The sequence below is a fragment of the Spirosoma lacussanchae genome (assembly GCF_005870035.1).
GTDB classification, from domain to species: Bacteria; Bacteroidota; Bacteroidia; order Cytophagales; family Spirosomataceae; genus Spirosoma; species Spirosoma lacussanchae.
The window spans coordinates 54,454-70,161 of sequence record NZ_SWJG01000006.1 but is presented as its reverse complement, the minus strand read 5'-3'; the positions used below and the strand labels follow the sequence as shown (position 1 = coordinate 70,161).

General features: G+C 54.0%; 14 protein-coding genes. 3 read left to right on the top strand and 11 right to left on the bottom strand.

Going from position 1 to position 15,708, the window contains the following annotated elements; genetic code table 11:
- Positions 1-31: 31 nt before the first annotated feature.
- From FBR45_RS19735 to FBR45_RS19715, 5 genes are read right to left on the bottom strand one after another with little or no spacing between them, the layout of a single operon-like run.
- The gene (locus tag FBR45_RS19735) at positions 32-1,303 is read right to left on the bottom strand and encodes a hypothetical protein (RefSeq protein ID WP_138505499.1); all 1,272 of its coding nucleotides are present in this window, start codon (positions 1,301-1,303) and stop codon (positions 32-34) included.
- Positions 1,300-2,250 (bottom strand): hypothetical protein, encoded by a 951-nt coding sequence (locus tag FBR45_RS19730; protein WP_138505497.1) that lies wholly within the window; start codon positions 2,248-2,250, stop codon positions 1,300-1,302. The genes FBR45_RS19735 and FBR45_RS19730 overlap by 4 nt, the downstream gene beginning before the upstream one ends.
- Positions 2,247-3,593, bottom strand: coding sequence for an OmpA family protein (locus FBR45_RS19725; protein WP_138505495.1), 1,347 nt, complete (start codon positions 3,591-3,593; stop codon positions 2,247-2,249). The genes FBR45_RS19730 and FBR45_RS19725 overlap by 4 nt, the downstream gene beginning before the upstream one ends.
- A 12-nt stretch (positions 3,594-3,605) precedes the next feature.
- A complete protein-coding gene (locus tag FBR45_RS19720) occupies positions 3,606-4,823 on the bottom strand; it encodes a hypothetical protein (protein WP_138505493.1) in 1,218 nt (405 codons plus the stop codon).
- Between the two features lie 17 nt (positions 4,824-4,840).
- Complete coding sequence (locus FBR45_RS19715) at positions 4,841-5,665, bottom strand: hypothetical protein (protein WP_138505491.1); 825 nt, start codon at positions 5,663-5,665, stop codon at positions 4,841-4,843.
- A 405-nt stretch (positions 5,666-6,070) separates the two neighbouring features.
- Between FBR45_RS19715 and FBR45_RS19710 the strand changes: the two genes are divergently transcribed.
- The gene (locus FBR45_RS19710) at positions 6,071-6,472 is read left to right on the top strand and encodes a hypothetical protein (RefSeq protein ID WP_138505489.1); all 402 of its coding nucleotides are present in this window, start codon (positions 6,071-6,073) and stop codon (positions 6,470-6,472) included.
- Positions 6,473-6,516: 44 nt separating this feature from the next.
- Here FBR45_RS19710 and FBR45_RS19705 read toward each other — a convergent pair whose 3' ends face one another.
- From FBR45_RS19705 to FBR45_RS19695, 3 genes are all read right to left on the bottom strand, one after another.
- Entirely contained in the window at positions 6,517-6,969 is a 453-nt protein-coding gene (locus FBR45_RS19705) for a nuclear transport factor 2 family protein (protein WP_138505487.1), read from the bottom strand.
- A 115-nt stretch (positions 6,970-7,084) separates the two neighbouring features.
- On the bottom strand, positions 7,085-7,657 hold the full coding sequence (locus FBR45_RS19700) for a YMGG-like glycine zipper-containing protein (protein WP_138505485.1): 573 nt from the start codon (positions 7,655-7,657) through the stop codon (positions 7,085-7,087).
- Positions 7,658-7,774: 117 nt separating this feature from the next.
- Positions 7,775-9,664, bottom strand: a complete 1,890-nt coding sequence (locus FBR45_RS19695; RefSeq protein WP_138505482.1) for a beta-N-acetylhexosaminidase — start codon at positions 9,662-9,664, stop codon at positions 7,775-7,777.
- A gap of 138 nt (positions 9,665-9,802) precedes the next feature.
- On the opposite strand from FBR45_RS19695, the gene FBR45_RS19690 reads away from it, so the two are divergent.
- Positions 9,803-11,425 (top strand): carboxylesterase/lipase family protein, encoded by a 1,623-nt coding sequence (locus tag FBR45_RS19690; protein ID WP_138505480.1) that lies wholly within the window; start codon positions 9,803-9,805, stop codon positions 11,423-11,425.
- A gap of 170 nt (positions 11,426-11,595) precedes the next feature.
- Here FBR45_RS19690 and FBR45_RS19685 read toward each other — a convergent pair whose 3' ends face one another.
- Both FBR45_RS19685 and FBR45_RS19680 read right to left on the bottom strand, forming a co-directional pair.
- A complete protein-coding gene (locus FBR45_RS19685) occupies positions 11,596-12,360 on the bottom strand; it encodes an NIPSNAP family protein (protein ID WP_138505478.1) in 765 nt (254 codons plus the stop codon).
- A gap of 175 nt (positions 12,361-12,535) precedes the next feature.
- Entirely contained in the window at positions 12,536-13,015 is a 480-nt protein-coding gene (locus tag FBR45_RS19680; RefSeq protein WP_138505476.1) for an Lrp/AsnC family transcriptional regulator, read from the bottom strand.
- Between the two features lie 173 nt (positions 13,016-13,188).
- On the opposite strand from FBR45_RS19680, the gene ald reads away from it, so the two are divergent.
- Positions 13,189-14,319 (top strand): alanine dehydrogenase, encoded by a 1,131-nt coding sequence (ald, locus tag FBR45_RS19675; RefSeq protein WP_138505474.1) that lies wholly within the window; start codon positions 13,189-13,191, stop codon positions 14,317-14,319.
- Between the two features lie 66 nt (positions 14,320-14,385).
- Here ald and FBR45_RS19670 read toward each other — a convergent pair whose 3' ends face one another.
- Positions 14,386-15,651, bottom strand: coding sequence for a hypothetical protein (locus FBR45_RS19670; RefSeq protein ID WP_212748639.1), 1,266 nt, complete (start codon positions 15,649-15,651; stop codon positions 14,386-14,388).
- Positions 15,652-15,708 lie beyond the last annotated feature (57 nt).

Here is a 15,708-nt window from a genome sequence, read left to right as displayed (position 1 = left end):
TTTCTACCTGGGTATTCGTAGGCATCCCTGGTTACTTTCTAGCTTTCAGTACCAATCTGATTCCATTGATGAGCAGGCTGCTGCCTATAGCCCCTCCGCCATAGACAGCATAAATACCAGGCCTGGCGTAGGACGTAAACGGCATAGTTGCTAACGGACTGGTATCGGGCCGCTGCGCGAGCGTTTGCCAGATCGCATAGTCAGCATTGAGCGCCGACACCTGACGGTCGTAGGCATCATATTGCTTCTGGAGATACGCATAGCCTGCATAGCTAGCGCCAAGCGATACAACCCCCGTTGCCACCTGAAGCCAGCCGTACAGCCGGTGCCGGCTACGCTGGCGCAACTTCTCATTTCCCACAATTGACCTCGCCTGCGTAAACCCTACTGTTGATCCATCAATCCGGCGAAACGTAAGCTGCTGATCTTCTCGGGATAAGGTTATGCTGATATTATCCTGGCTCTTGCTGGCCGTTATACCCCGTTGGTAGTAACCGGTAGGGATCATATCGATTGTTGACCGGACAACACTCAGCCAATGATTATCCCACTTCACCGTTAGCGAGTCAACGGGGCTGTCGGCTTTATGAAAGCTGAATTCTTTACTATCAATGGGTTTCTTTGGTCCGGCAGATTGCAGGATTGTTGGATTGGTAAGTTGAGTGAGTGCTTCACCAGGTCGCAGAAAGGCCAGACGGGTGATAAACGTTCGCCATTTACCGTCAACAATTTCTGCTTTCAGCTCAGCCACCCGCCGAACGGGTTGATAGGGTCTGTCAGCCTGTTTGTTTTTACTCCTGAAGGTCTGGGTGAAAAACACTTTCACATACGGGTAATCTTTTCCCTCCTGAACATCAGAGACAATTAGCTGAGAAAAGGCGATGGTCAGCGTGTCGGACTTGATGTAGAACAGGTCCATGTTGCGCAGGTATTTTTCAACATCTACATCAACCGCCCCCTCGGCCGATGTATGGGTGGGGTCAATATCATCTTCAATAACTACGTCATCTCCGCTAAAAATCTGGTTCGGGCTGGGTAAAAAGCTGTTCTGCATCAAGGCAATACGTTCAGCATCGCCCAACCCATCGAAGGTGAGCGTATTGAGTAAGTCAACAAGGTTTTTACTGATTCGGGTAGTTGCCTGAAATTTGATCTCGTCGTTGCGTCGCTTCATCTGCTGGGGCGTCAACGCCCCCCCTTTACCGACTTTGGCTACGTATACTTTAGCCGATTTATCCTGGGCTATAGCTGGCAGACCGATCAGTGAGACGCCCAGTAAAAAATAGAAGATGCTGTTTTTCATGGGCAGTTGATGTAGTAATTGATCTGACGGGCTCCGTCGCTACGGCCGTAGCCCAGCGAATAGCCGTTTTTGTTGTACGCATGGCTGTAGACAAGGGTTTGCTCCTCAAGTAGCCTGTCGTTCTGGTAGCGCTGGTACGTCCTTGTTTTTAGGTTATGTAGCGGTCTGTGCTCCCCTAAGTCCAGCGCCGGAATGCCTCTCAGCCCTAACTGCGTCCGGTACCAGTAGGGATTGTTATCGTAGGTATAGGAATACTGTACCCGGCTTAATCCGGAATAGATAGTTTGTTTTTCGAGTTGCCCCCGACTGTCAAATTGATAGCGTATGTCAGTACTATCCGGATTACCGTAGTGGCTTTCTGCTATAATTTTCCCCTTGTTAACGGTATACGAACTGACTGAACCTGGCGCTTGGCAGGATGACAGTTCTCCAGTATCGTCGTATGTATACCGCTTTGTAATAGCCCGGTTGGCATCGGTTTCTGTGTATGTCTTCAGCCTGTCGCCATCGTAGGTATAGTCCCGATAGCCAAGCGTTACGTTCGTTGTGTTATCAATGATTTTTACCGTCCGGAGCCGCCCTTCTTCGTATGTATAGAGATAGCCGTTTACTTGCTTTGTTTGCCTGCCGCTGTTGTCACGATTTATCAGTTGTTCCACCTGAGAGGTGAGGTAATGATCAGCAGTATATACGTAGACATGCTCAGTACTCATCATTAATTGCCCCTTGATCCATCTGCGATACGTGCTCTTTTCCACGTTCCCAAATGAGTTATACTGATAGGTAGTCGTATCCCGCAGGTCTTCATCAATAGTGACTGACTGACTAAGCTGACAGACAAATGGGATGGCCGACTTGGGCAAAAAAGGGTCCTCATGACAACCGGTTATACCAGCCACCAGGGCACTGATCCATAAAGAATAGCCTGCTGCGTTGAGTTTCTTCATTGATTGGTAATAAGTTTTAGGGCTACCCTCCGGTTTAGTGCTTTGTTGGCTTCTGTATCGTTGGGTGAAATCGGATTTCTACTACCCTCTCCGGCTTTGTTTAACTTATCTTCGGGAATACCCTGTCGGGTCAGAAATGTAAAGGCAACCGCAGCCCGGTATTCAGACAGGCTTTCGTTCAGGCGCTCGTTACCTACATTATCCGTATGCCCAGTTACCTGCAGGCGGTAATGCGGATGCGTCTTCAGATACAGAGCTACCTGTTTTAAGACTTCCTGCGAATCGGCCCGCAACTGGTAACTACCCTGTTCAAAATAAAGCATCGGAATACTATCCGGCAGTACCAGGGCAGGCAGCGATACAGGCGTAGCCGCGTTGGGTTTTATTCCCGTTTCTACGGTTCTTATACCCAGCTTAGCGGTGGATTTCGACGGGTCTATATACCGCACAGTCAAGCCACTTCTGACGTTTACCTCTTCACTACGAGTCTGCCTCTGCTGCTTTATGATCAGTGTATACGAACCAGGCTTGGCTCGGTACGAACTGAACCAGACGTCCCCCCTGGGCCCTGTTACCTTCTTCAGCGGAATACGGACACCCTTTCCTAGAAGCTCACCTTGGTCTGCTTTATCTGCCCAGACGGTCAGCAGAGTCAGCTCGCGTTGCAGCTGAATGATTTGTTTAGTTGATGCGCCAAGTGATTCAACGAGCAGGTTTCCTGCGTAGGGCTGATAGTCTTGTGCGGTAGCGTCAATGGCAACGATGTCAGTCTGGCTAAAGTTGATGGCTACCTGACCAGCTTTATCTGTTTTCAGGCAATTACGCTCACCCGTTTTCGTAAAAACAAAGCAGATCTTCCCTTCAACCGGTGTCTTGCTAATTGCATCGCTCAACGTAAAAACAGCGTGTTGTTCCGTGCTGTCTACTTGTTTAACTTCGGCTACACGGCTAGCCTGCACATACGCTTTCTGTTCTGTTTGCAAGTAGATTCGGTCCTTACCTGGCTGCTCAACCGCCAGCAATGGAACCTCAACGACCACAGTGTGGGTATCTGCCTGTGTGTTAGCGATAGGAAGCACCTGCGTACGGTAACCCTGTTTTTCTATTACAACAGCCGTTGCTTCGCAGGGAGCGTTCATAGAAAATTTCCCCTGTGCCGAACTAGTACTGACCTTCTTCTGGCCCCCGGGCAGTTTAACGAACAGATTGGCACTGGGCAGCACCTTGCGGGTATTGTAATCGACGATAACGCCCTCTAATCGCAGACATGGAGCGTACTCCGGCACCTGCGCCTGTACCACCACGCTCAGCAGAGATGAGCACACGAGTAATGCCTTCCTCACGTTCGTAGTGATTTATTGCGCTACGCCGATACTACCCAACAATACATCCCATTTTACACTTTTTACCCCGTCTGACGTGGATCCGTATGACTGGAGTTTAACCCGTACGTTCTTCTGAACTACGTCAGAATAGAGTACCTGATCCTGGCTGCCGTACCCGATAAATGTTTGCTGGCCCGTGATGACTCCATAATAGTTTCCGTCGGCAGCCTGCGACAGTTCCTTTATATATTGTACCTCTGACCACTCGATCTGGGCGGAGCTGTAAGGCAAGAGCTTAAGTCGGTTGAGGTAGTCCCGAATGGGGTAACGGCGAGCCCCGGGTTTACTGATTGAGGTAACAGCGATAGTAGCCGCCGGCATAAACAGTCTGGCCGCCTGATCGATGGCCTTGTCTTTTTCGTAGGTAGGCAGCTTTTTATCGGTGATTATATTCAGATACGAGACGAATTCGTCTACCTTCTGCAATGCTTTTTTACGATAGCCTTGGTATTCACCCTCGGTCAATGCCGGCTTTCGGACATCAGTCGCCGATTCGGACGTCAATGGCTTATCTGCCACTTTTGCCTGCGGGATAACTGCTTCCGGTTTTGCAGCGCCGTCGGTGGGCAACGCGGTCGGGGCGGTGGGCGATGGTGTAGGCAGAGACTCCGGAGAGCTGGCTGTGGGTGCCTGCGGTTTTGCGGCCAGGGTCTCGCCTTTTATTTGCCCGCCTATGTCCTTTAATAAAGGGGCTATCTCGGCAGCTTCCCGTAACAACTGATGACGTCCATCCTGATAAAGAATTCCTACGAGCTCACTCTTGGGAATGGATGCAGATTTACCTTCAGTGGTTTTGTAATTTACAATAGCATCGCTCTCATAGGCAATAGTGGCCGGAATAACAGTAAGTGGAACAGCCCTGATCAGATACTCCCTACCACCCGCTCTGACTGGTGCTGATAAATACTCGCTAAGCTGTTGCTGGGCTTTTGTCAGGTCGCTGCTCAAGTCATTTATTACCAGAAAATTACCGGTACGACTAAACGCAAACAGAACATTGGCACGCTGAAAGTTGAACGTACTGGCTTTACCGTCCCGCTGAACGGTAAAGCTCACTTTATCTTCAGTGATACCGGTTAGCTGTGCATCACTGATCCGGTTTCCATTAGCTGTATAAATAGCATCCTGGGCTGACAGAAGGAGCGGAAAAACCAGGAAAAATAGTGTGGCTAGTAGAGTTTGCTTCATAAGGTGTGGTACAGAAATTAGCGCATTGTTTTGACCAGCTGTTGGGTAGCATCGGTAATAAAGGCTTCCAACCGATCCTGATCGAGATCTTCGTATCCTTTTCGGTTCAGCTTCTGAATCTGCTCTTTTTCGCCGGGCCTTAACCAGAAGCTACTCATAAACGTGCCGTTAGTGCCTTTTTTGGTATAGATACCCCGGCACCCTTCCAGGCAGGGCGTGTAATGAATTTTGTAGGTCCCAACTATCTCGTTCGTCTTTACATGTACCAGTTTGAATTCAACCGAAGCTCCCTGGTTGCGGTACTCATTTATAATTTTGGGCGCATCATCGGCCTCCAGATAACAGACGTTCGTTTTGTACCCAACCGAGCTTTCTAAACTAACAAGCTCTAGAATCAAATCCGTATTTGTCAGTTCTTTGATCTTCGAATAATCTAAGCTGGCATTGTCATCGAGTACCTGATTAAACAGCCCCCGGTCTCGTACGCTGAACCCTTCCTTGAAGAGCTGCTTCTCAATAGCGTTATACAAAGCCGTCTCGTCATACTGCGATTCAACGTACTGCACCTTGGCGGCTGCTCTTCCGCTACCAGCCTGTTTTACCAGAACGGGGTTAACAACGTTGGACTGGTAACTGCCTGTTCCCTGCGTATTCGTAACCCCTTTACGTGTATTCGGCACACGAAGCACAATGCGTGGTGACTTGTTGACAAGCATAATTTCGGTCAGTACATCAGCCGAGGTCAGCTCGGGAGCTCTCTGAGTAAACCGAACAACGGCTCGCTTAGAACAACCGAACTGGGTAATAATTAGGAAGAATAGTAGTACGTATTTGTGCTTCATCAGGTTTAGAGGCTGGTTTTCGACATTTGCCCGGTTTACAACTACCTGAGGTAGCCAAGAAACGACTGAGCTTTTTAGACATAATCAAGGTCTACAAGCCACAAATCCTAAATGCCACATCGAGTAAATATAAAATAGGTTACAAATAAACAAATATGTTTGCGTTACCGTGTATACAATTGAACATAGTCTCAGATAAACGCAGTCGAATTTATTTATCGGTAGTAAGTTGACTAATCAGTTTATTTTGCAACGGTTCGAATAATTACAACCAACCATAACTCCATACATAGGTATGTACTATAAATTTCCTGTAAGCTATACTCTTTGATTTTGGGTAAATGTTGACTGCGTACTACCTATCTGCTTTTATGCGTTTCTTTGTTGACTCAATGACGTAACCCCATGATTCGGTTGTTTTCTTTTCTGTTCCTGATGATGCTGTCAGTGGCGGCATCGGCGCAGGTAACCGGCTCATCAGCCGCAACAACATCGGCCCAGTCCCTGTCGGCATCGACGGCCGACGAAACCCGCGCGCGCGACGAAGCGTTTGCAGCCTGGAAAGTACGCTACGCCACAAACCGTGCCTGGATTGCCGACGAGATCAAAGCCGTTCGGCAGGAACTCAACAAACTCCGCCAGGCGCAGCCCGAACCCGGTCAACGCTTGACCGATCTGCTTAACGGAACCATCAAACGCTGGAATCAGGAAAAAACGGACTATGGCGACGCCGAACAGTTTGCCGATTGCCAGGAATTTTTCGCCACCCTGCGAACCAGCATCCAGAACGAAGGCACAAAAAAATAACCCGGTTGATCCGGGTTATTTTTTTGTGTTGACTACTGGTTTACTTACTGCTTTACCTGGACCGGTAACCCTTCCAGCTGGGCGTAGTTGAGTTTCCAGGTATTGTCGGTTCCCTTCTTCCAGAGCAGAATAAAATTGCCTTCCCCGTAGCCCCGTGGCTGCTGAGGGCCTTCGGGCAGGACATCGACCGAGTAGGTACCGGCTTCATAAGCAGTCTGATTATCGACCGCCGAGCTAACTACATTTGTTTTCAAGTCAGCCAGGGTTGGCATGGTTTCGCGAACCCATTTCTGAGCGACCTCCGATTTTCCTTTGAAGTGGGTATTGCCCTGCAGGAAATGCACATCTTCGGCCAGGAAACCAATGACTTTCTCGGTATCCTTGTTGTTCCAGGCACCGATAAACTGCTGGTTCAAATCCTGAATATTGACCGTATCGGTCGAGGAGCAGCCGCTGGCAAACAGGGCCACCAGTACAACAAATCCGTATGCTTTCATGACGTTGGTGTATTTAGATGATGGAATGGTTGACGTAATTTTAAAATAGGTTGCCTTCTCCATGGTCTGTGTCGACACCTGCGGGCCGACATAGACTATGGGGAAGGCAACCTATTTACCAGCTTTTCCGGCGTACTTCAGAGCTGGGGTAGGCACTGTTCTGATCGCCGTAATTGTTGTTCAGCAGGAACAGGGTGTTGTTTTGATACGGCTCCGACAGGGTTTGGGCGCTGAACGCGGTGGCGGCCATACCGGCCCCGGCCGCTACCCCTGCCACAGCGGGTACGGGTGCCTTCTGCACGGCAGCTACCCGCTCGGCAGCCGGACGGGTCACCACGCCGGGCTTGTCGGCAGCCGCTGCCGCTTCCCGGCGAGCCAGCGCGGCTTCGCGACGGGCTTCGGCAGCCTGGCGTTCGGCCGCGGCAATGCGGGCGTTGGTTTTCCGGCGGTTATCGACGCCTTTACCAATGGCATACCCACCAGCCGCACCAGCCGCACCACCAATCAGGCCACCCACCAGCCGATTCCGCTTATTAATTATAGCCCCGGCGGCTCCGCCAACGCCTGCCCCAATGGCAGTACCCTTGGCCTGTGGACTCCACTTACGGCGTTGCTGTGCTTCTACAACATGACTGAATATAAAGGCAGTCAGAACTGCCATCAGGATAATCGCTCGGTTCGTTTTCATGGCGTTACTTATAGTTGGTGTTCAATTGCCCGTTGGACAGACAAGTATCCAATAGGTTTAGTCGACATATCAACTACGAATAACGCCCGGTTCCGGATTGTTGTTTGAATCCGGTCGTTAGAACCGTCCGACCCGCTTCTGCATCGCATCGCGCGTGAGCGTAATGAGTCGGCCGATGGGCTTGCCGGCCCGGTACGTAATGACGCGCAGGGTGATCGGTCCGTCGGGCAGGGTGATCGGCTGGCTGTACTTCGGCGAACGGCCGTCGGGCATGGTGTCGTCGATCGTATAATACAGATCCAGCCCCGGCGTTTCACTTTCCAGCTCGACAACCAGTTTCCCGTCTTTCAGACTGGTCCGGACAATAGCGTCGTAGATAGCCCGGGAGTAGTTGACCCCGGCTGCGTCGGCCCGGTCGAAGTGGGCTTCCAGTCGGGGTACGAATCCGGCCCAGTCTTTGGCCGTTTTCGGCGACCAGTAGACTTCGGCCAGTGCCCAGCCGCGCGGGTAGGTCATGTACTCGGCATGGCGCAGGGTCGGAATCTGCTCGGTCCAGAGGTTGGCCTGGCCACCCAGAATAAACTTCGGATCGACGCCATCCGGAACGGGTTCGAAACTATAACTTTTGCTGGCCCGGAGGCTGGCATAGATAGGCGGCTCTATGGTGGGGTCGCCCTGCAGGTAGTCGATATAGGCAAAGGTCGACGGGGTCATCACCACGTTATGGCCCGCATGAGCCGCTTCGATGCCGCCCTTGATGCCGCGCCAGCTCATGACCGTAGCGTCCGAGGCAATGCCCCCCTCCAGAATTTCGTCCCAGCCGATCATCTTCTTGCCTTTAGCCTGTACAATCTTCATCACCCGGTTCATGAAGTAGCCCTGCAGGTCTTCTACGTGCCGGATGTTGAGTTTTTTCATCAGCGCCTGGCAACCCGGGTCCTGCGCCCAGTACCCCTTGTAACATTCGTCCCCGCCGACGTGGATATACGGGTTGGGAAACAGGGCAGCTACTTCGGTGAAGACCTTGTCCAGAAAATCGTACACCTTTTCGTCAGACGGATTCAGCGTGTTCTCGACCTTCATCTTGAACGTACCGTTGCCGTACCAATCCGCAAAAGGAGTACCGGGGTTGACACTGACAGCGGCTTTGGTGCAGCTCAGCTCGGGGTAGGCGGCCAGGGCGGCCATGCTGTGGCCCGGCACGTCGATTTCGGGTACGATGGTTACATTGCGGGCCTGCGCGTAGGCAACCACCTCGCGGATATCGTCGTGGGTGTAAAACCCGCCGTATGGCACGGGCTCGCCCGGCTGCGGGTCGGCACGATCACCGAAATGGCCAGCTCTGGCTACCCGCCACGCCCCTACTTCGGTTAGTTTAGGCAGCGCTTTGATCTCGATCCGCCAGCCGTTATCGTCGGTCAGGTGCCAGTGCAGGGTGTTGAACTTATACCGGGCCATCTCATCGATGTACCGCTTCACGTCGTCTTTGGAGAAGAAATGGCGGCTCACATCGAGCATGATGCCGCGCCAGCCGAACCGGGGATAATCGATAATCTGAACCGCCGGAACCGCCCAGCTGGCCCGAGGGGTAACCGCGGTGCTTTCGATCTCTTTAGGTAACAGCTGCAGCAGCGTTTGGGCACCATAGAACAGCCCCGCCGGCTGGTTGGCCGTGATCACAACTCCCTTCGGCGAGGCACTGAGCCGATACCCCTCGGGGCCGAGCTGAGCATCGGGCGTATCGGTCAGGTTGAGCTGGATGCCGCTCCCCGATCCCGCTTTCGCCCCGAGCGGAAAGCCGGTAGGCCGACTCAGCTGGCTGGCGAGCCGATCGGCAACAGCCTGCCCGGCGGGTTTGTTGTACCGAATGGCGGTGGAGCGCGTCAGGGCGAAGGTGCCCGGCTGGGTCTGTACCGAGACGGGTTGTGGGATCAGAGCGAGCGGTTGCTGCGCCTGGGCGATGGTGCTGATCAAGAGTCCGATCAGCCAAACGTAATGCCGTTTCATAGAGTGGGTACGCTTTTTAATAAACAGGGTAAAGTAGGTGTTTTTTACCCAAAAAACCCACAGATGCCTATATCCTGGCCCATATGACAAGTAGTTTCAGATCAAATACCCATTTTTCAGATTATATATGTATCCTATATGAAGTCACTCATTCTTCTTTCTCTTCTGTCTGTGCAAACTGGCCTGACCGCCCTGGCCCAGTCAACTCCGCCCCGCGTCCGTACGGCCAACGGCACCCTGGAGGGCACCCTCGAATCTTCGGGTATTCGTTCTTTCAAAGGGGTTCCCTTTGCGCAGCCCCCCGTCGGCGAGCTACGCTGGAAAGAACCCCAGCCGGTAAAAAACTGGACCGACGTCCGACCGGCGACCAAGTTTGGGCCGCGCGCCATGCAGCGGGCCGTATTCGGGGATATGAACTTCCGATCGGACGGTATGAGCGAAGACTGCCTTTACCTCAACGTCTGGACACCCGCCAAATCGGCCAGCGAACGGCTGCCGGTGCTGGTTTACTTCTACGGCGGAGGGTTTATAGCGGGCGATGGCTCGGAGCCCCGCTACGATGGCGAAAGCATGGCCCGCCGGGGAATCGTTACCCTGACGGTCAACTACCGGCTCGGTCCCTTCGGCTTTATGGCCCACCCGGAGCTGACCAAAGAGTCGCCGAACCGCTCATCGGGCAACTACGGCTACCTCGACCAGGCGGCTGCGCTGCGCTGGGTACAACAAAATATTGCCGCGTTCGGGGGAGACCCCAAGCGAGTGACGATTGCGGGCGAGTCGGCCGGATCGGCCTCGGTCAGTGCCCAGATGATGTCGCCCCTGTCGCGCAATCTGATTGCCGGTGCCATCGGAGAGAGCGGGTCGGTGCTGGGCACCCTTCCCCCGGCTCCGCTGCCGGTTGCTGAACAGAGCGGGGTCCGGTTTGCCAGCCTGCTGGGCGTACAATCGCTGAAGGAGCTGCGGGCGCTGTCGGCCGAGCAAGTGCTGGAGGCTACCGCCAAATCCGACGCCCCCCGTTTCTCGGCCTCGATCGATGGGTACTTCTTTCCGAAATCGCCGGTAGCGATCTGCGCGGCTGGTGAGCAGGCCAAAGTACCGTTGCTGGTGGGCTGGAACTCGGAAGAGATGAACTACCGCGCCATCATGGGCGGAGAAAAACCAACCCTGGAAAATTACACCAAAGCCGTACAGAAGCTGTACAACGATCGCGCTGACCAGGCTCTGAAGCAGTATGCTGCCCAGTCGGACGCCGATGTAGAGCAGGTAGCTACCGATCTGGCGGGTGACCGGTTTATCGGGTACAGTACCTGGAAATGGGCCGATTTGCACAGCCAGACGGGAGGAGGTAAGCCTGTTTACCGCTATTTCTACGCTCGTCCGCGACCGGCTATGACCCCCGAAATGGGGAACGCAGCGCCGGGTCTGGCGGGTGGCGTGGTCCGGGGAAACGCCCCCAATGCGGTGCCTCCCGCCAAAGGGGCCGTCCATTCGGCCGAAATCGAATACGCCATGGGTAACCTGGCTACCAACAAGGTATTTGCCTGGACCCCCGACGACTATAAAGTCTCCGAAACGATGCAGGCTTACTTCGCCAACTTTATCAAAACCGGCAATCCAAATGGTAAAGGTCTACCCAACTGGCCCGCGTTGAAACCCAACGCCCCGGCTCAGTACATGCGCATCGACGTTACGACCCGCCCCGAAACCGAACAGCACCGTGACCGCTACCTGTTTCTGGACCAGTTTCTGGTGAAACCCTAACTGACGTATTACCCGTATGAATAGAACCCCAGATCAGCCGAGGCCGGTCTGGGGTTTCGTGTATAAGCGAGGTAGGCCCTTGACCACCCTGTGCCTGTTTTGCCGCCACGCAGCCTCACCGGGGGTGTTGCTCCCGGTACCGGGTTGCGGCTCGGCCTAGCGGTCGGGGACTAGATCTGTGAGTAGGGCGACGGCTCCAGAAATACCCGGATGATGTTGGAGACGGTATTGGCATATTCGGGAAGCTGCGACACGCGTTTCCAGTCGGGGTCAGCGCCGAACTGCTTCCAGTTGGCATCCCGCTCGGCCATGTCCTTAAACGTCAGCATATACGTCAGACACGGCATGTGCTCCCCGGCAATCACCTCACCAAAGAATACCGGATTGAGTTTGACCCGGTAAAAAATAGGCAGTTCATCGACGTTGAACATCTTCACTTTCCGCCGAACGGCATCTTCTGAGTACCCTTCGTAGGTTCGCAGTTCAAAAATCCGGGTTTCGCGGGCGGGCGTGACCAGCTGCGGCAGGGCATCGAACGCCGTGAGCAGCGAGGTGGTATAACGGGTAAAAACGGCTTTGTCGGGTGTCAGGTCGTTATAAGCCCTGCTCGCGCTGGCGTAGGCAGTATCGGCCGCCAGCCGGGTGGAGACTCCGGCATAGGCGTCCATCGACGCGTGGGGTATGAGTACATACAGCTTAGCCGGGTCAGACTTACCCATTTCCCGAAATACGCCCACCGTTTTGGCTCCCTGCCGGTTCAGGGCCGGTATGAGCGCATCTTTGAGGTAGTTTTCGAGGTTTGACTGCTGCGCGCCGAAGCGCATGTCATACGTCCGCAATTCATACACTTGTTTAGCCGGAGCGGGTTTCGCGGTTTCCTGGGTCAGTGCCGGTACGGCCAACAACGACGAGGCAACAAACTGTCTTCGTTTCATCAGAGATTAAAAAGATCACATTAAGCGAGTATCATAAGTCTGAACCTTTCAGATACTACTACCGCCGTACACCAGCAAATTAGTTAGTCAACGGAGATCAATCCAGGCTCCATCACAACCCATCAAGCAGGTGGTAGCAGCCGTTCAGGATCAGCCTTGGGGCCCGTTAGGGCCTTCACAGCGTAGCGTCGGTAGCAACGGGAATGACCGTGGAGTTTTTCACCTCATCCATCACAAAAAAGCTGCTGATGTGGAGCATACCCGGAATAACCGACAGCCGCTCCTGGTAGAACCGGTTGTAAGCTTCCATATCGCGGCTGACGATCTTCAGCAGGTAATCGAACGTACCCGACACGCGGTTACACTCCAGCACCTCGGGCAGATCGCGAACGGCCGTGTCAAAACCGGCAAACGTATCGCGGGTCTGTTTATCGAGAGTAACCTGGCAATAGACCATCAGGCTGTTGCCTACCTTTTTCTTGTCGATCAGGGTAACGTATTGCGCAATGACACCCTCCCGCTCCAGCCGTTTGATCCGCTCGTGAACGGGCGTTTTGGAGAGGTTGATCTGCTGCCCGATTTCCTGAATGGTCAGGCGGGCGTTGGTTTGTATCAGGTTCAGGATACGACGGTCGGTTTTGTCTAGCAGCTCCACAGGAAATTTTTACGGACACGCAGGTGAAAATTCGTCTCTTATCAGGAAAATATACTACCAATAACTTAATTATGGTCGCAATTTCCTAAAAAAAACGCATGTATTAGAAAAGATATACACCCCCTTTATCTTTGTCATACCTATAAAATTAACCTAAACGCATTCAGCTCATTATGGTTATCGGCGTTCCCAAAGAGATAAAAAACAACGAGAACCGCGTGGCACTGACCCCCGCGGGCGTTACGGAACTACGCAAGCACGGCCACACCGTCTACGTGCAGGTCAACGCGGGCGAAGGCAGTGGTTTCGAGGATGAAGAGTACATCGAAGCCGGTGCCGTCATGCTGCCGACCATCGAAGATGTCTACGGTATTGCCGAGATGATCATGAAGGTTAAGGAGCCGATTGCGTCTGAATATAACCTCATCAAGCAGGACCAGCTCCTGTTTACCTATTTCCACTTCGCTTCATCGGAAGAACTGACTCAGGCTATGCTGGCAAAGAAAGCCGTATGCCTGGCCTACGAAACCGTTGAACGGCCCGACCGCAGCCTGCCGCTGCTGGTGCCGATGTCGGAAGTAGCCGGCCGGATGGCCATTCAGGAAGGGGCCAAGTACCTGGAGAAACCACTGAAAGGCCGGGGTATCCTGCTGGGCGGTGTGCCGGGCGTAAAACCCGCCAACGTCCTGATTCTGGGCGGTGGTATTGTCGGCACCCAGGCAGCCAAGATGGCCGCCGGACTGGGCGCACACGTTACGATTATGGACGTTAGCCTGGCCCGTCTGCGCTACCTGTCCGATATCATGCCGCCCAACGTACAGACCATGATGTCGAACGAGTACAACATTCGGGAGATGATTAAAGTCTGTGACCTGATTGTGGGCGCGGTGCTGATTCCGGGCGCCAAAGCCCCCCACCTCATTACCCGTGAGATGCTGAAGCAGATGCGGACCGGTACCGTACTCGTCGACGTAGCCGTTGACCAGGGGGGCTGTATCGAAACCTGCCGGCCAACGACCCACGAAGATCCGACCTTCATCATCGACGGGGTGGTTCATTACTGCGTAGCCAACATGCCGGGTGCGGTACCCTATACCAGTACCCTGGCGCTGACCAACGCAACCCTGCCCTACGCCCTGCAACTGGCCAACAAAGGCTGGCAGCAGGCCTGCCGCGACAATATGGACCTGCAACTGGGCCTGAACGTAGTCGATGGCAAGGTGGTATACAAGGGTGTTGCCGATGCGTTTGGCCTGGAGCTAACGCCCGTCAGCTCCATCCTGAACGAAGAAGAACTGGCGTAAGCCACGATAACATTACCCATTCATCGACAGACATGGGCCGCTCTCTCCGGAGAGCGGCCCTTTTTTTCAGGCCAGTTCGGCGCTGACGGCTGGTGCAGCAGCAAAGTCAATAAAGCGGGTCGGTACGGTGATCATGGCGGGCAGCAGTCGGCAGAGGGCTTCGCGGCCCGTATTCCACCGGCGGGCTATGTTCTCTTCGCGAACAGCAACGGGTGCCTTCGGCTGGCCGGGCTGGTCGAAGTACTCCGGCATACGAGCTGTCATGGCCTCGCGAACGGCCTCGATAGAACCGGATAGGATCAGCGTCGGCTCGATCTGGGCCAGCTGAATCAGGGCGCGGCCGATCGATGCGGTGTAAAACGCACAGTCGATATCCTGATGTCGGACGGGTACGCCATCGTGCAGTCGCTGTAGGTTCACGCTCCCGTCTTCAAGCCGGGTCGATACGGGTGCCTCACCGGCCGGGACCGGAAATACCACGTCTACTTTCTGTTTGAATTTGTCCCACCAGGGGGGCGTACCTGAGGGATTCAGGGTGTCGCAGAAGACGAGCCGACAGGGCCGGTCGGGCTGTTGCGGGTTCATCACGAGCAGAGCCGCACCCAGGTGCCGATCGTCGGCCGCGTGGCGTCGCTGAATGATGAAGATATGCAACCGGTCATCATCATCCAGACCGGCCTGTTCAGCTGCCACCCGAACGGCCCGCAGCGACTCATCCATGTACCCCTCAGTCACGACATGAATCGGCAGCGAGGCCGGAGCCAGCGCTTCCCGGCGCAGCTGGTCGCCCAGAATGGTCAGGGCGGTGGTGTCGGACCGGCGGGTACCGAAATACATGCCGATATCCTCCCGAACCTGATCGGCAGGCAGGTGGCTGGTATCGACGGTGTCGCCGTAATCGCTCTGGCGACTGGGCGGGCTGTAGCGGAACGGCACCTCACGGTGTTCGCGGTGGGCCGCTACGTTATAAATCCGGCGTTCGAACTGGGCCAGCAGCGGCTCGTAGGCATCGGTCTGAAAATGGACCTCATGCACCGAACGCAGCAGATGGCGCGCAATGGCGTCGTTCCGCAACAGCTGCTCCAGAGCATCGTCATGATGCTGAAAGAAGCTCCGCAGCGCTCCCTGCTCAATGAACGCGTCGGCATCCGTATCGGCATGAAAGCCCGATATGGTTCCCTGGTCGATCCAGTTGCGCAGGAACGTACGAACGGCCAGATCGAAAGCCAGATTGGCTTCCTCGGCTTGTTTTTGGGAATAGGTATATACAGGGGTCTGATCCAGTCTGATCAGACCAGCGGGCTCGGATACGATCCGAAACACTGTTTGCATGTGGGGAAGTACGCTGGGAAAATAGCCCCACAATATACATAGAATTCAAAGAATTTT

What these genes read in the sequence shown, in the direction of transcription:
- FBR45_RS19710 (WP_138505489.1), top strand. Translation starts at nt 6,071, where the DNA reads ATGATTCGGTTGTTTTCTTTTCTGTTCCTGATGATGCTGTCAGTGGCG.
- FBR45_RS19730 (WP_138505497.1), bottom strand. Translation starts at nt 2,250, where the DNA reads ATGAAGAAACTCAACGCAGCAGGCTATTCTTTATGGATCAGTGCCCTG.
- FBR45_RS19670 (WP_212748639.1), bottom strand. Translation starts at nt 15,651, where the DNA reads ATGCAAACAGTGTTTCGGATCGTATCCGAGCCCGCTGGTCTGATCAGA.
- FBR45_RS19685 (WP_138505478.1), bottom strand. Translation starts at nt 12,360, where the DNA reads ATGAAACGAAGACAGTTTGTTGCCTCGTCGTTGTTGGCCGTACCGGCA.
- FBR45_RS19690 (WP_138505480.1), top strand. Translation starts at nt 9,803, where the DNA reads ATGAAGTCACTCATTCTTCTTTCTCTTCTGTCTGTGCAAACTGGCCTG.
- FBR45_RS19715 (WP_138505491.1), bottom strand. Translation starts at nt 5,665, where the DNA reads ATGAAGCACAAATACGTACTACTATTCTTCCTAATTATTACCCAGTTC.
- FBR45_RS19705 (WP_138505487.1), bottom strand. Translation starts at nt 6,969, where the DNA reads ATGAAAGCATACGGATTTGTTGTACTGGTGGCCCTGTTTGCCAGCGGC.
- ald (WP_138505474.1), top strand. Translation starts at nt 13,189, where the DNA reads ATGGTTATCGGCGTTCCCAAAGAGATAAAAAACAACGAGAACCGCGTG.
- FBR45_RS19695 (WP_138505482.1), bottom strand. Translation starts at nt 9,664, where the DNA reads ATGAAACGGCATTACGTTTGGCTGATCGGACTCTTGATCAGCACCATC.
- FBR45_RS19700 (WP_138505485.1), bottom strand. Translation starts at nt 7,657, where the DNA reads ATGAAAACGAACCGAGCGATTATCCTGATGGCAGTTCTGACTGCCTTT.
- FBR45_RS19735 (WP_138505499.1), bottom strand. Translation starts at nt 1,303, where the DNA reads ATGAAAAACAGCATCTTCTATTTTTTACTGGGCGTCTCACTGATCGGT.
- FBR45_RS19720 (WP_138505493.1), bottom strand. Translation starts at nt 4,823, where the DNA reads ATGAAGCAAACTCTACTAGCCACACTATTTTTCCTGGTTTTTCCGCTC.